Origin of the sequence: Dysgonomonas mossii DSM 22836 (assembly GCF_000213575.1) — a bacterium.
Taxonomy (GTDB): Bacteria; Bacteroidota; Bacteroidia; order Bacteroidales; family Dysgonomonadaceae; genus Dysgonomonas; species Dysgonomonas mossii.
In genome coordinates, this window is sequence record NZ_GL892004.1 from 148375 (window position 1) to 164198 (window position 15824).

At 37.8% G+C, this 15824-nt stretch carries 10 protein-coding genes; 3 read left to right on the forward strand and 7 right to left on the reverse strand.

The window, feature by feature from the left end; genetic code table 11:
• Window positions 1–58 precede the first annotated feature (58 nt).
• Entirely contained in the window at window positions 59–2011 is a 1953-nt protein-coding gene (locus HMPREF9456_RS00625; protein ID WP_006841500.1) for a sialate O-acetylesterase, read from the forward strand.
• 184 nt (window positions 2012–2195) lie between these two features.
• On the opposite strand, the gene xerD is transcribed toward HMPREF9456_RS00625, so the two are convergent.
• Window positions 2196–3095: a site-specific tyrosine recombinase XerD gene (xerD, locus tag HMPREF9456_RS00630; protein ID WP_006841501.1), complete on the reverse strand. Its 900-nt coding sequence runs from the start codon at window positions 3093–3095 to the stop codon at window positions 2196–2198.
• A gap of 132 nt (window positions 3096–3227) precedes the next feature.
• Here xerD and HMPREF9456_RS00635 point away from each other — a divergent pair, with 132 nt between their 5' ends.
• Both HMPREF9456_RS00635 and HMPREF9456_RS00640 read left to right on the forward strand, forming a co-directional pair.
• Window positions 3228–3530, forward strand: a complete 303-nt coding sequence (locus tag HMPREF9456_RS00635) for an FtsB family cell division protein (RefSeq protein WP_006841502.1) — start codon at window positions 3228–3230, stop codon at window positions 3528–3530.
• A 16-nt stretch (window positions 3531–3546) separates the two neighbouring features.
• The gene (locus tag HMPREF9456_RS00640) at window positions 3547–3903 is read left to right on the forward strand and encodes a hypothetical protein (RefSeq protein ID WP_006841503.1); all 357 of its coding nucleotides are present in this window, start codon (window positions 3547–3549) and stop codon (window positions 3901–3903) included.
• A 107-nt stretch (window positions 3904–4010) separates the two neighbouring features.
• Here the strand turns inward: HMPREF9456_RS00640 and HMPREF9456_RS00645 are convergent, their stop codons facing one another.
• From HMPREF9456_RS00645 to HMPREF9456_RS00670, 6 genes are all read right to left on the reverse strand, one after another.
• A complete protein-coding gene (locus tag HMPREF9456_RS00645; protein ID WP_026177006.1) occupies window positions 4011–5255 on the reverse strand; it encodes a glycoside hydrolase family 5 protein in 1245 nt (414 codons plus the stop codon).
• A 91-nt stretch (window positions 5256–5346) separates the two neighbouring features.
• Window positions 5347–7737, reverse strand: a complete 2391-nt coding sequence (bglX, locus tag HMPREF9456_RS00650; protein ID WP_006841505.1) for a beta-glucosidase BglX — start codon at window positions 7735–7737, stop codon at window positions 5347–5349.
• A 5-nt stretch (window positions 7738–7742) separates the two neighbouring features.
• Window positions 7743–8858 carry a family 16 glycosylhydrolase gene (locus HMPREF9456_RS00655; RefSeq protein ID WP_006841506.1) on the reverse strand — a complete coding sequence of 372 codons (1116 nt, stop codon included), beginning with the start codon at window positions 8856–8858 and terminating at the stop codon, window positions 7743–7745.
• 141 nt (window positions 8859–8999) lie between these two features.
• Window positions 9000–9836 (reverse strand): hypothetical protein, encoded by an 837-nt coding sequence (locus HMPREF9456_RS00660; RefSeq protein WP_006841507.1) that lies wholly within the window; start codon window positions 9834–9836, stop codon window positions 9000–9002.
• Window positions 9837–9864: 28 nt separating this feature from the next.
• Entirely contained in the window at window positions 9865–11619 is a 1755-nt protein-coding gene (locus HMPREF9456_RS00665; protein ID WP_006841508.1) for a RagB/SusD family nutrient uptake outer membrane protein, read from the reverse strand.
• A 9-nt stretch (window positions 11620–11628) separates the two neighbouring features.
• Window positions 11629–14898, reverse strand: a complete 3270-nt coding sequence (locus tag HMPREF9456_RS00670) for a SusC/RagA family TonB-linked outer membrane protein (RefSeq protein ID WP_006841509.1) — start codon at window positions 14896–14898, stop codon at window positions 11629–11631.
• Window positions 14899–15824: the final 926 nt, after the last annotated feature.

Below are 15824 nucleotides of genomic sequence, written 5' to 3' on the forward strand. Positions count from 1 at the left end.
CACATTTGCTTTAAAAATAAATTTTTAATGTTTATTTTTACAGAAAAGATTTAATACCATGACAAAAAGAACATTACTCTTACCCTTTTTCTGCTTTTTGTGCTTTGCATCAGTACTTCACGCAGAAGTAAAACTAGCTAACATCTTCTCCAACAACATGGTTCTTCAGCGTGACAAACCTATCAAAATATGGGGTTGGGCTGACAAGAATGAAGCTGTTGAAGTACACTTCCTGAATCAAATAAAAAAAGTAAAGGCTGATAAGAACGGAGCTTGGGTTGCAACACTCAATCCTGTATCGTATGGCGGTCCTTATACAATGGAAGTAAAAGGAAAGAAGAATAGCATCACATTGAATGATATCCTTATCGGTGAAGTATGGCTATGTTCGGGACAATCGAACATGGAAATGGCTGTACACGGATGGGGGTCAGTTTATAATTATGAACAGGAAATAAAGGATGCCAATTACCCTCAGATACGTGCGTTCAACGTAGTGAAAGATATCAGCATGAAACCCAAAGACAATCTAGGCGGAACATGGCAGGTATGTTCCCCTCAAACAGTATCGGAGTTTTCTGCCGTTGCATACTTTTTTGCGCGCAAATTGAATAAAGAACTGAACATTCCTGTAGGGATTATCAACTCCTCGTGGGGAGGAACAGATATAGAAACATGGACAAGTAGTGATGCTTTTAACAGCCTTCCCGAGAAATTCAGAGAAAGATACAAAGACTTTAAGGTTGACAACTTTGATGAGTTTGCCAAAACCAATGAAGAAAACAAAGCCCAATATCTGAATGCACTGAATAACGATCCGGGCATCAGTGAAAAATGGTACGACCCTTCATTCAATACCTCAGCGTGGAACAAGATGCAATTGCCGCAGATGTGGGAAAATGTGATAGGCAATGTTGATGGTATCGTATGGTTCAAATATAACATTTCACTACCAAAAGAAAGTGAAGGAAAAGCTGCAACAATAGACTTAAGCGTAATAGACGACAATGACATTGTATGGATAAACGGCATAAAAATTGGAGAAACAGAAGGTTATGCAGTGAAGAGGAGCTACAAGATACCGGAAAATGTACTAAAAAGTGGAGACAATACCATTGTTGTAAAAATCACCGATAACGGTGGCGGCGGCGGTATATATGGAAAAGCTGAACAAATGTATCTGCAAGTGCAAGGCAAACAATACCCTTTGGCCGGAGAATGGCAATACAAAGAAGCCGTAACCAACAGAATGTATAAGTTTATCGATATTTCTCCGAATATGTATTATTCGCTGCTATACAACGGCATGATAAACCCTATAACCGGATTAGCCATCAAAGGAGCTATCTGGTATCAGGGAGAAAATAATGCATCGCAGGCTTACAATTACCGTACCCTATTCCCCACAATGATAAACAACTGGCGTACAAAATGGGGCTACGAGTTCCCATTCTACTGGGTACAGCTGGCTAGCTATACGGCAAAGGACGACAAGCCGGTGAATAGCGAATGGGCGGAATTGCGTGAAGCCCAAACAATGACACTTTCTCTTTCTCAAACAGGTGAAGCTGTGATTACAGATATAGGCGATGCAGATGACATTCACCCTCGCAACAAACAGGATGTTGGTCTTCGCCTTGCTCTTATCGCACTCAATAAAGATTATGGCAAGAAAGATATCGTATATTCAGGTCCTACATTTAAGGCAATGAATATTGAAGGTAATAAAGCAATCATTTCGTACAACAACACAGGCAAAGGGCTATGCGTAAAGAACAAGTACGGATACGTTGAAGGTTTTGCCATTGCAGGAGCAGATCAGAAATTTGAATGGGCGAAGGCTTATATCGACGGAGATAAAGTGGTGGTTTATTCAGAGAAGATAGCTAATCCTGTGGCTGTACGCTATTCTTGGGCGAATAATCCTGATGTGAATCTGTTTAACGAAGAAGGATTGCCTGCCGCACCTTTCAGAACTGATAGTTGGAAAGGGGTTACGCAGCACGATTAAAAGAATAGAAAGAATAAAATAGGCTGTCCTAAAAGTATTTTTTACATCCTCTTTGTCATGTTGAACGAAGTGAAACATCTCGTGTCCCGAGAGTCAAGATTCTTCATTACATTCAGAATGGCAAAGAGAGTAGCTCTATGGTTATGTAATTTTACTTTTAGGACAGCCTATTTTATATAAGTCTCTATCGCCTATTACGTGGGTGATGTTCTATGATTTCCTGACGCAAATACTCTCTGTCCATATGCGTGTAGATCTCGGTAGTGGTGATCTTTTCGTGTCCGAGCATCAACTGAATGGCTCTGATATTTGCCCCACCTTCAAGCAAGTGCGTCGCAAACGAATGGCGGAAGGTATGCGGACTGATCGTTTTCTTTATGCCGGCCTGTATAGCGTATTCTTTAATGAAATGAAAGACCATAATACGGGATATCGCAGTACCTCTGTTGCTTAGAAAGAGGGCATCCTCCGAACCTTTCTTTACATTTATTTCCTTGCGGTATATCAAATATTTTTCTATTTCCTTGATTGCCGTATGCGATATAGGGACAAGACGCTGCTTACTCCCCTTGCCTTGTACCTTGATAAAACCTTCATCAAAAAACAGATCGGAGAATTTGAGTGTAGTAAGTTCCGATATACGCAAACCGCAACTATAGAGGGTTTCTAAGATTGCACGATTGCGTTGTCCTTCTTTTGTTGACAGATCGATCACCGACATTAATTTTTCTATTTCGTCAAGAGCAAGTACGGTTGGTAACTTCAATCCGATCTTCGGGCTATCAAGCAATTCGGTCGGGTCGTTTTGCATATAGCCATCCAACACCAAGAAATCATAAAACGACTTTATCCCTGAGATGATCCTTGCTACAGAACGTGCATTTATTCCTATATCATACAACTGAGCTACAAACTGTTGCAGATTATCGAGCGTAACGTCTTCTACTTTCAGATTCTCATTTTGGAGAAAGCCTGACAGTTTAGCCAAATCAGTCATATATGCATCAATGGAATTGGGCGATAATGATTTCTCCAACAATAGATAATTCCTGTATTTCCTGACTATATTATCTTCTTTTGCCATCCTGCTATATTGATAAGCTGATATCCATAAAGAATATCTTTTAACCTTATTTCATTTATTTATAACTACAAATATATATCTTTGTAGACGGAGTATAGTACATCCGGATTATCTTAATTGTTTTTGGTTTTTATGAAGATTTTCAAATCTATATTCAACTATCTTATTACCAGATATACAAAAGTACAGTTACTTATTATATTGGTAATCATATTTTTTGCATTCTTTATCAGCGATAGTAATATATTTGCCCGCTTTGGATACGATGCAAAAATAATGGAGTTGAATAGTCAGATAGATTATTACCGTGAGAAAACGGAACAAGATAAGGAAAAATTGAAGTTGCTGGAATCTGATAAAGACCAGATCGAAAAATTCGCACGCGAAAACTACCTGCTTAAAAAAGACGATGAAGATGTCTTTGTGGTAGAATAACATATCTAATTTTGTAATGAAGCAAAATCCTAAGCTTAAAAACATCCTGTTTCAAATATCAGCTATACTAATTCTTTTAGCTGCAATTATTTATTATTTCCAGCCCGAAATAGCCAAATATATACTGATAGCTGGAGCTGTGGGGTATACAGCCATTACCTTTACGACGCCTTATCCGGGAAAGAGCTTCCGAGGGAAGCGACTCTTCAATATAATGGTGTTTGCGGCACTGCTGATGTGCGTATCAGCCTATCTGATGTTTGTAAATATTACAGGATGGGTAGTCACCATACTTATTGCCGCTATACTTACTTTATATGGTACCATTGCCATGTCGATGGAATATAAAAAAGAGCAAAAAGACGAGGAGTAAAAAATGAAAGGGACTACTATATTTCTATAACGTAATCCCTTTCCCAATCTCTATTTACAATAAATGCTTAATCACTAAGCGAGGAGATTATATTTTCAGACCCAACATCAGGGCTTCATGCCCAATGCGGAAATGTATCCGGCGTTTTTCTTGCAATGTTTAAATTTCATATTTTCCAGCAAATCAGTCATCGCTTTTTTCACCACCTCTTGATTTGGTCTTGCTGCTCGTATTTTTGCAAAATTTCCCCTGTCTTGCTTGGTGTATTCTACTATCACATCCCAGTTTTCGGGCTTAGGTATCGTTACCATACAGCTATTCGGAACCATTTTCTTATATGGCCAGTAATGCCATCCTATATTATTACGCTCCATCAGGCGTGTCCATCCGGCAATCCACTGGTCTGTATTTTCGCCCGTTTCGCCCATATAAATTGGTAAATTCACGCTATCTCTAAACTGCACAAAATCCTGAATATTAGACTGCAATGTGTCGCACCAGTAGCGATGACAGGTATACATCAGTTTATCATCAAATTTAGAGTCTTTAAACACCTTGAAGTTTCCATTCCACTGTGCTCCGCCAAGCAACACAATGTGATTCTTATCTACCATGCGGATCGTGTCTACACATCTTTTGTATAGCGGCTCTAACGAATCGTTCAGATGAGCATGTTCTTCGAGAAAATAATGTGCTATGGGCTCATTCAACAGGTCATAACCCAGTATGATGGTGTCATTAGCATAATGCTCTGCCACTTTTTTCCATATATCACAAAACAACTCTTTGCTCGGCTCACTTTCCATCAGCCAAGGATATCCATAGCTATCATCAATATTATCTCCGGTTTGCCCCCCCGGAGCATCATGCATATCCAGTATAACGTACAAACCTTCTTGACGACACCACTCCACTACCTGATCTATCATTCCAAAACCGTTATGATCGGAAGCCTGTCCCATATAATCTTCATTCGTAAAGAGTTTATAATGAAACGGTATCCTCACTGAATTCATACCGGTTTGTTTGATATATTTTATATCGTCTTCTGTTATATAATTCTTTTTAAATTCATTCCAAAACCAATTTGTAAAATCAGGCCCAACCATTTCACAAAAAGCCTCATTGATCAGGCGATATGAGCTTGCATCCTGAAAGAAAAACATATATCCTTCGGGATTAAGCCAGTTACCCAAATTGATTCCTTGAATAAGAAACTTTTTACCATCGGGCTTTATCAAATCAGGTCCCTCTACACGGATGAAACGATCGGAGGATTGTTTCTCTTCCTTCTTCGATTGACAGGATAGAAAGATTATAAGCAAGGGCAATAAGTAAAATAATTTTCTCATAGTTTTTATATTATAATTGCATTTTGACATAAGAAGAGGCTGTCTTAAAAATCCGTTACCATTCTTAGATAAGACAGCCTCTTGTTGTACTTTATTCTGTCACAGAGAAAGTACCCTTTAGGGTAGCGTTGCTATGACCGCCTACCCAAACATTAAAATCACCTTTTTCAGCCTTCTTTACTAAATCTCGACCGTAGAATGCTAAGTCATCAGTTGTAAGTTTAAATTCAATTGTTTTTGTCTCTCCTGCTTTCAGTGCTACTCGTTGAAAGCCTTTCAATTCCTTTACAGGGCGTACAACAGAGCCTACAATATCCTGTACATACAGTTGGGCAACCTCTGTTCCATCTACACTTCCTGTATTTTTAAGAGTTGCTTTTACTGTCAGTGTACCATCCATAGGAATGGTTGAAGCGGAGAGCGTTATATTTGAATATTCGAATGTCGTATAAGAAAGTCCATATCCGAAAGGAAACAGCGGATCTTTACCCGAATCTAAGTAAAAGGATGTATTACCAAGAGAGGTCTGTCCTGCTTCGAGCGCAATATCATCGAGTGTCATCACCTTTTCAGGAGCCGGACGTCCTGTATTGTTGTGATTGTAATACATCGGTATCTGTCCCACCTCACGTACAAACGTAGCTGGAAGCTTTCCACTTGGGTTAGCTTTCCCGAATAATAGATCGAGAATAGCAGGGCCTCCCATTGTTCCGGGATGGAAGTTAAATAACACAGCATCGGCATACGGAAGATCTCGCTCTATCGTCAGTGGGCGACCTGCCATAATGACTAATACTACAGGTTTACCTGCACTTTTTACCGCCTTCAGCAAGTCTGATTGTAATCCTATCAGATTGATATTGGATAAAGAGTGAGCTTCTCCCGAAAGGATTGCTTCTTCTCCCAAGAAAACTACAGCCACATCAGCCGAGGCTGCAGCTTGTTTTGCTTTCTCAAAATTGGCTGTACTTTTATCACGGGAATATGCTAATCCTTGTTCATACACATAATTAACATCTTTATATTCTCCTTTGAGTGCAGCAACAGGAGTTACTGTGTAATTCTTATCTCCGTCAAAAACCCATGTTCCCATCTGATCGTGTGGCGCATCTGCCATTGGTCCTATAATAGCCACCTTTTTGCTCCGAGACAAGGGTAATATATTATTATCATTCTTCAACAAGATAGCGGACTCTATAGCAGCCTGTCTTGCTGCTTTTAGATGTGCATCTGCGTATAAAACAGATTCTTTTTTGATATCTACATAAGGGTTTTCGAACAGCCCCATCCCGAATTTGATACGGAGTATATTACGCACCGCATTATCTATCGTTTCTACCGAAACTTTTCCTTCTTTTACCAATTGCGGCAAATACTGAACATACGAACCGCTAACCATTTCCATATCCAGACCCGCATTGGCTGATATTTCAGCTACTTGCTTGCCATCCTTAGCAAATCCGTGAGCGATCATCTCTGTCATGGAAGCCCAATCGGAAACAACAAATCCATCAAATTTCCATTCGTCACGCAAAACCTTTTTCAGTATATAACTATTCCCCGAAGCAGGAATACCATCATTATCATTAAATGAAGTCATAACTGTTGCAGCACCTGCTTTAATTGCCTGTTGGAATGGAGACAGATATACATTGTGCAATAAAATCGGAGGTATATTTGTACTGTTATAGTCACGTCCGCCTTCGGCTGCGCCATATCCCACAAAATGCTTTACACATGCAGCAACAGAATTCGGATCATTGAGATTTCCATTTCCTTGAAATCCCTTTACCATAGCAGCTCCCAGTATACCTGCCAGATATGGATCTTCCCCAAGACTTTCGGCTATACGTCCCCAACGTGCATCACGAGATATATCAAGCATCGGAGCGAATGTCCATGTCACTCCTGTAGAACGAGCTTCTACGGCAGCAACACGTGCCCCCTCTTCCACTATTTGTGGACTGAAAGAAGCTGCCTGCCCTAATGGAATTGGAAATATTGTTTTAAATCCGTGAATTACATCACGTCCTATAATCAGAGGAATACCCAGCCGGCTGTTTTCCATCGCTTCTTTCTGAAGCTTGTTAACCATTTCCGGATCGGTAACATTCAGTAAAGAGCCTATCCCACCCGCCTTAATAGGCTGAATGATGCTATTATCCAACATCTGCGCCGCAGCTTGCCGGATGAGAGCAACCTTTTCAGTCTTGGTCATCTGCGAAGTCTTTTTCTGCCCCTGACCACCGGCAATGCCCATTCTTTCGAGGAAGGTATTCATATCATCTTCGCTATATTGAGCTATAGCCTTATCGTCTACAGCGAAGAAACTAACCTGATTCATTTGCCCTATCTTTTCTTCAAGGGTCATTTTTGAAAGGAGGTTTTCAATACGTTTTTCTAGATTGTCTTGAGCCAAACATGTTGAATACAAACCAAACAATACGGATATACCTAACAATCCTAATTTTTTAATTATCATATATTTTATTCTTTTTGATATACTCTTACATAATCAATCTCATAAGTAGCCGGCAAGGCTGATTCGTCAACACCCTGAGCTCCTCCCCAATTGCCTCCCCATGCAAGGTTTAGCTTGAGATAAAACGGGGCATTAAAGGGCCAGGTATCTTTGTTCCCTTTTTTATCATTTTCGAAAGTAAAAACAACTTTACCATCTATATATGTCGTTATTTTATCTGCCGTCCACTCAAGGGCATATACATGAAACTCAGTCTCGAGATCCGCAACCGCTTTTTCTGCCTCTTTTTGGGTATTTATACTATGATTGTAAGATTTAGTATGAATCGCAGAGTGTGTTACATCTTTTTGATAACCTACATATTCCATAATATCAATTTCGCCATCATCGGGCCAAGCCGTGAAATTTTTAGGCATCATCCAGAAAGCCGGCCAAGTACCTTTTCCTCCCGGAAGCTTCAATCGTGCTTCAAAATATCCGTACTGCCAACTTTTATTTGTATTCACACGAGCAGATAATATCTCTTTTCCAATCTTTTTAGCAATTATTTTCAGTGAACCATCGTATATCATGGCACAGGTATCTGTTCCTCTATGACCTGCAATATAAGTTTGCAACTCATTGTTTACCCAACCCGGGGCAGCCGTTTCATAAAACCATTCGGTTGAATTGGGAAGGACTGCTTTCCCTTCATTTGTTCTTGGATCATTAAATTCATCTTGCCAAACAAGGGTGTATCCCGAAGGAACATAATTGACTTCTTTACCTGCCTCTTGCTTGATGATATATTCTTTTTTGTCAGCACCTCTACTAAAGGTTAAGGTAGCTGTACGTTCTGATGTCGTGTTATTGGTTGTTACATTTACTTTTATAGTTGTAGTCTCATCGGCATAGCCTACCGTAGGTGTGATTGTACACCACGATTGGTTCGACGAAATTGTATAGTACCTGTTTGATTTTATTATTATTTCTTTCTCTCCAACATCGCTTGTAAAAGTCAATTGAGTCGGCTCAAATGTTATATCAAACACAGTAACTGGTGCGGGATCTTTCTCTGAATCTCCACAAGCAAAAAGAAATATGGGTATTATTGCTAGTAGTGTAATATAATATCTTATCATTATTATTCGCTTTTTCTAAAAAAATAGGAGGATCTTAGAGTTAGAATATATAAAGAATAAGAAGCCTGCTTTCAAGCTATACCCGAAAACAGGCTTCTATCAACTTATTCTCATTCCATTCTTATCTTAAAAGTCTGAGACTTACTTCTTCTCTTGTGGTTTAAATGCCCATATCCAGCCAGTTCCTCCCAAAGCATGTGGTACCCATAATACCAATCTGGTACTAGTTAGCTCGAGGATTTGGAACTCTTTATTATTACGTGAGTTAGTATGATCTGATCCCAAAATATTAGTTTCTCCTTTGATATAAAGTTTCGTAAAATCGGCATTGAAAGTATACGAACCTTTCTTCGGGCTTACGTCGCTTGGTGATAAATAAGTCGTAAAATTCAACCCTCCAGTAACATCAAATGTCATATGTCCTGTATACCCCTCAGGAGTAGCTTGATTTATGCCCCCTGCATTCCACCAGATATCTCCTGAATTTTCAGGATTTGTCATTGCCCACCACACTTTATTATCTCCCAAAGTTCCGTCAAAAACCCATGATTTACCGCTCAGATCTTCTCCAACCAAAGCATAATAGGCTTCAGGAAGAGGAGTATCAAGCTGTGTGATCTTAATATTTATGGTCTTTTTGATATACTCCGGATTATCAACACCTGACGATATATAAGGCGTAGTTACATAATAAGATAGGGTATGTTCTCCAGTAAATGGGAATATAATATCCTTAATCTCATCTGTATACTTTTGATTAAGTATGTAATCCCAATATCCGGTAACTCCCTTGGTTGCCATTTTTATAGAAACTTTGTTGCCTCCGGGAGTAGATTGAGTTGCCTCCAGAACAATATTGTCCGCAGAGAAACTATTACTTAATTCGTCCCTATCTTCAATAGGAGAACAAGCATATATGAAAATCAACAAAAAAAGTATAGAAGCTGATTTTATTCCTTTAAAAATATTTATATTCATATTTTTCTATTTTTTATTGTATTAAAAATCACCATCCCGGATTTTGTGTATAAACTCCGTTTGACAGACGTACTTCAGATTCAGGTATAGTAACAAGGCCTTTAGTTTCAGTACGGTAAGTTACTTTATATTTCCCTGTACTTCCCGAGTTATTCACATCAATCTCTGTACCGTAATAATTTTTGTCTGCTTTCGCTACATCTCCCCAACGAACGAGGTCGAACCAGCGAAGCCCTTCGAATGCGAACTCATATTTACGTTCATTTTTAAGTGCATCTAGAGAATAAGCAACAGGAGGTAAACTCACGCGAGCACGTACCTTGTTTATACCATCAGCTGTTTCAGTAAGCTCAGAGTGCATTAAATAAATGTCTGAAAATCTTAGATAATAGAAGTCCTGTGCAGCCCACAACTGCATTGGATCTCCATTCACCATATTGTATAAATAGTAGAACATCCCTTTGATACTTTCTTCATCTTTACCTCGCTTTCCATTATGCTGGAGAGTAGTATATTTTCTGTTTACAAGACCTGTTTCTTGATCTCCTTTACTGCTCTGCCAATTTGCTGCTCCATCATCCGAGCTTTTCTTAGACAGGTTTATTACAGAAGCCTCTTTGCGTAAGTCTCCGTCTGCCCATGAATTATAGAAAGCAGTATGAATGGTTCCCCATCCCCATCCTTCACCGAATGGCACCATAGAGTTTCCGCGAATACCGAAGAATAAAGGAATACGGTTGTTGTATTTTTGACCAATACTCCAATTTGCCAAACCATAACGCAAAGCAAACATTACCTCTTTGTTTCCTGTACCTATTGTTGATTTTGGTCCATCTTGTCCAACCCATTTCAGTCCAAGTTTATCAGCCCAAGGTAATGGAGGGTTTTGGGAATCAAATTTTGGATCAAAATTCTTTGCATTTTCATTTACATAAGCATACGGCCATAAGTTTCTAAAATCAGGAGTTAATTCATAGCCACTATTATCTCTTACATCTTCAAGTTCTTTTACCACTTTATCTTTTGTCAGACTTCCTTCGGCAAGAGGGATGTCGTTGGTTGCAGTACCTTCTATATTAGTCATGTAACCTGTATAAAAAAGATATGTGCGTGCCAGATAAGCTTTTGCTACCCAAAGATTAGCATGTCCGTAGTCTTCCAACGGAAGATCAGTGCCTTTAATCCGAGGCAAATGCTCTATAGCTTTAAGAAAATCTTCTGCAATAAACGAGAATGTCTCTTGAAAAGATGCACGAGGTACTTTACGGTCAGCTTTTGTTGTAGGAATTAGAGGCATTCCTCCAAAGAATCTGGCAGCTCTGTACATCAAGAACCCTCTCATGAAATAAGCTTCGCCTAAAGTATTGTTTAAAAATTCGTCTGTCTCTTCTTTAGTCTTAAAATAAGAAGAGAAATCTTTGGATTGAACTGCTTCAATAATGGCATTCGCTCTATAGACTCCATTGTATGTTTCTACCCAAAGTGATTTGTAGGTATCTTCAACCGGATCTTTGAAATCATCAACATTCTTAGCATTTACGTCGTCAGGGCCTCCTCCACCCAACATACAGTCATCTAATAAGTTTGCAGCACAATGCTCTTCACTGAAAACACCATCAACATAAAGTGCACTGTAAACTCCGTTCATTGCCTCATCTATATCTTTAGGTGAACTGTAAAAACTGTCCAAGTCTTTTTGATAGAGATTTTTTGTATCTAGCTGATCTTCGCAGCTAATAAAAAAAGGCAATAAAGCATATATTATATATACTATTTTTTTCATATTCAATAATTATAAAGTTATATTAACACCAAACATTACTGTACGAGGAAGAGGGAATAATCCTAAATCTACGCCTCCAGCCCATCCATAATTATAATATATACCATTATCTTTTGCATCATTTCCAGACCAACCTCTTTCAGGATCCATACCATCATATTTAGTAAAGGTGTATAAGTTGTTAATAGAAACATATACGGAAGCCCTCTTAATAAAATTGGTTTTCTTCAACAGTTTGTCGAAATGATATCCAAGGGTTAGATTACTTACTCTCAAATAGTCCGCATCATGCATATATATATCTGATATTAACATATTATTTGCACTGGTAGTATAAGTCAATCGTGGTATCCTGTTAGAAGTTCCTTCACCATGCCAACGGTCAAAAATTTGAGTTGTATAGTTTTGCCATGGACTATCAGCAAACGAACGATAAGACTGCATTACCTGCATACCAAATTTTCCTACTAATGTAGAGTTTACATAAAAACCTTTATATTCTGCATTCAATTGTATACCTAATTCAAAATCAGGCTGATATTTCCCCAACATCACCTTATCTTTTTCGTCAATTATTCCATCATCATTCTGATCAACAAAACGAACGTCTCCCGGCTTACGAGCAACACTTTCTTCATCTCCACCTATCTTAATTGGTACTCCTTTTGAAGTTACATACGCATCTACTTCTTGTTGGTTTTGGAAGATCCCTGTAGTTTTATAGCCATAGAAAAATCCCATCGGATGACCAACTTCTATACGCGAGATATACGAAGTCCCTTGTGAAAGAACATCAACAGGCCCGGTAATAATTCCTTCTGCATTAGCTATACGAATAACTTCATTTTTATTATGAGCTCCACTTAGAGTAACTCCATATTTGAAGTCATTGTAAGAGTCGTTCCAGTTTAAAGCAATCTCATATCCAGAGTTACGGACATCACCACCATTTACAAATGGAGCATCTGCTCCATTTGTACCTAAAATCGGAGGTTGAACGAGCCAGTCCTTAGTAGTTTTAACATAGTAGTCGAAAGTTAATCCAAGCCTAGAGGCCAAGAATCTAGTATCTAAACCGACATTAACCTGTTCTGAGGTTTCCCACTTAATATCAGGATTAGGAACATTTGCAGGAAGTGCTCCTGCAGATGGCACCTCTTTGTTTGAACCAAAATAATAACCATTATCTACATATCTGATATTCGAAGAATAAACAAAGTTTGGTATACTTTCATTACCATTCTGTCCCCAGCTAGCTCTTAATTTACCGTAATTCAACCATGATGAAGTTGATTGCATAAATTCTTCTTCCGTAAAATTCCATCCTGCCGAAACAGACGGGAAGTATCCCCAGCGATTACCGCGAGCAAAATTGGAAGAACCATCAGCACGGAATGTAAAGTCAACCATGTATCGTTCTTTGAAATTGTAGCTTAAACGGCCAATGTAAGAGAATAGTCCACCTCCTTGAGCCCACCAGTCTGCACCTGTTGTTGATATTTGAGAAACAGTCGTCGGAACTTCCGCATTATTTAAATATGCATGATCGAATGAGCCCGGATATTTTGAATTAGACTTATGACCATTAAGTTCTGTATTGGTCATATTTTTGACCCATTCTGTACCTAATAATCCACTGATTTTATGATCATTTATTTTTGTTTCATAAGATATAGTGTTGGTCCATGTTGTTGCTGCTCCCATATTCATACCTTGGTCAATACCATCCGTTGTATTCTCTTGAAATTTACCTAGCATATAAATTGGAGCGTACGACCTGCTTTTACCAAACCATGAATTAACACCAAATGAAGACCTGAACTTTAATCCATCCATTGGCTCAAATACTGCGAAAACGTTTCCTACAATTGTGTTACCACTTCCTGCATTGTATTGGTGACGGAAATACATTCTTGCTAAAGGATTTATAAGATTAGCAGAAATACCCTCAAGAGCAGGTCCATAACCCCAAGTCTTTGGCAATATATTCTCATTCTCTGTCCAATATGCCGGTATTAATGGTGTAGAAACTAAAGCGTCATGCAAGTCGTTCCAATAGATATTACCATTGGCTACAGATCTGTTTATAGTATTTGTGTAAGTTACATTTTCACCTACTGTCAACATTGGTTTAGTACCTCTTTTTAATAAAGTAAATTCGGTGTTCATCCTTCCGGTAATACGCCTATAGCCGGCATCCGTCACATTTCCTCCAACAATACTTTTCTGGTCATAATATGAAAATCCAAGAGCATAAACAACATCTGTACCCGATCCGGTAATATTGATTGTATGGCTCTGAACAGGTGCATCTTTTTGAGTGATTTCATCCACCCAGTCTGTCCCTTTCCATCCCGATTGGAGTCTGTCCCAAATATACTGGCCATACTGCTTACCTACATTTCCGGCAAAAACATTAGTATTGTCCAAATATGTATTATCATTTATCATCTTATTCTTCCAATCGAAAAGAGGAAGCCCTTCATTAGAACGCGCTTCATCAATAATATACATATATTCCTGAGCATTCAGAGCGGGTAATTTTTTATAAATATTTTGGACACCGAAATACCCATCATAGCTTATTGTTGGAGAAGAGTTCTTCTCCCCTCTTTTTGTAGTTACTAGAATTACACCATTCGCCGCACGCGAACCATAAATAGCTGTAGAAGCTCCATCCTTCAATACATCAATAGACTGAATATCAGACGGGCTAAGATAATCTATCCCCCCTACGGCTACACCATCTACGATGTAAAGAGGATCGGAATTACCAATGGTACCCATACCACGAATCGTAACTTTTGTTCCCGATCCAGGTGCTCCACTATTACGTGTAATGCTAAGCCCTGGTGCTACACCTTGGAGAGCTTCCATAGCTGTAGTCGGCTTGACTTCTGTTATCTTATCTCCTTTTATATTCGTATTAGCTCCCGTTAACAGAGCTTTTTTCTGTACTCCATATCCAACAACAACAACTTCATCAAGTTCTTTTGCCGATTCGATCAGAACAACATTTATTTGTTTCTGATTTCCTACTTTTATTTCCTGACGGATATACCCTACATAGGAAAATACAAGCACATCGTTGCTATTGTCAACTTTGATTGAATATTTTCCGTCAATATCGGTCAATGATCCAACCGTTTTACCCTTAAGGGCAACAGTGGCTCCGATGATCGGTTCTCCTGTATTGTCAGAAACTACTCCTGTAATCTCTTGTGAAAACAATTGAATGTAACAGGATAATGTTAATAATAATAACAAAATTTTTCTCATGCTTAATTAATTTTGCTGAATTCAATTTGCTGATTAATGCTACTAAATTCTGTTTTGTTTATAAATTCTTTGACTGAAGTGAGATGATTCGTATTTTTCTAGAGTCTTGTATATAGACTTATGAAATCGGTAAATAAGTTCTCTAGTAAAATGAAGTAAATTGTATTTATCTTATGATATAATGAAATAAGTTTGTTTGTTTTTCTCACTCTTATGCAATCGGTTCATGTTTTTCATACTAGATTTTCGTTAGCCATGTCTATAAGTTTTTTTAGTTTAGTTAGATTAAGTTAAATATATAAGAATCATAACCTCTTTATTCTTTTAGTAACAGGGCGGCTTCTTTTCCCTTAAAAAACCAAAAAGCTTAAATATTTACGATTCCGTATCATTTGATTATGAAAATTTTAAACTATTTGAAAATAATTCAAGTAAAAATATTTTTCATATTTGTTAGGTCTTTATAAAATTTTACATATAAATATATGTATTAGGGGGATTTGGATTTATAAATAAGGTAATTAGATTAGATTTAGAACTACTATTGATCAGATTTAGGATTATGTATAATTAAAGTTAACATGTAAGAGAAATAGGCAACTCTTGTTTTTATTTGTTAATACAAAAATAAGGCTCAAGTTTTTGTTTTTACATATTTTCACTACAACAAAAACTCAAAAAAGAGCTAAATTGAACACTACATTAATACTACATATAAAATGTAATTGTCTATATAAAAGACACATATGAAATTTAACAAGAATTGAATAATTTCCCATAGATCAAAAAAAGTATCGCCAAGTCTCCCGAAAATAATATAAATAATAATTCTTTACCCAATTTTAAAAATCTCAAAAAGTAGTAATATTAAAAATTTATTCATTACTTTTTCTAATCAATTTAAACTCAATATATAACATTTCCAT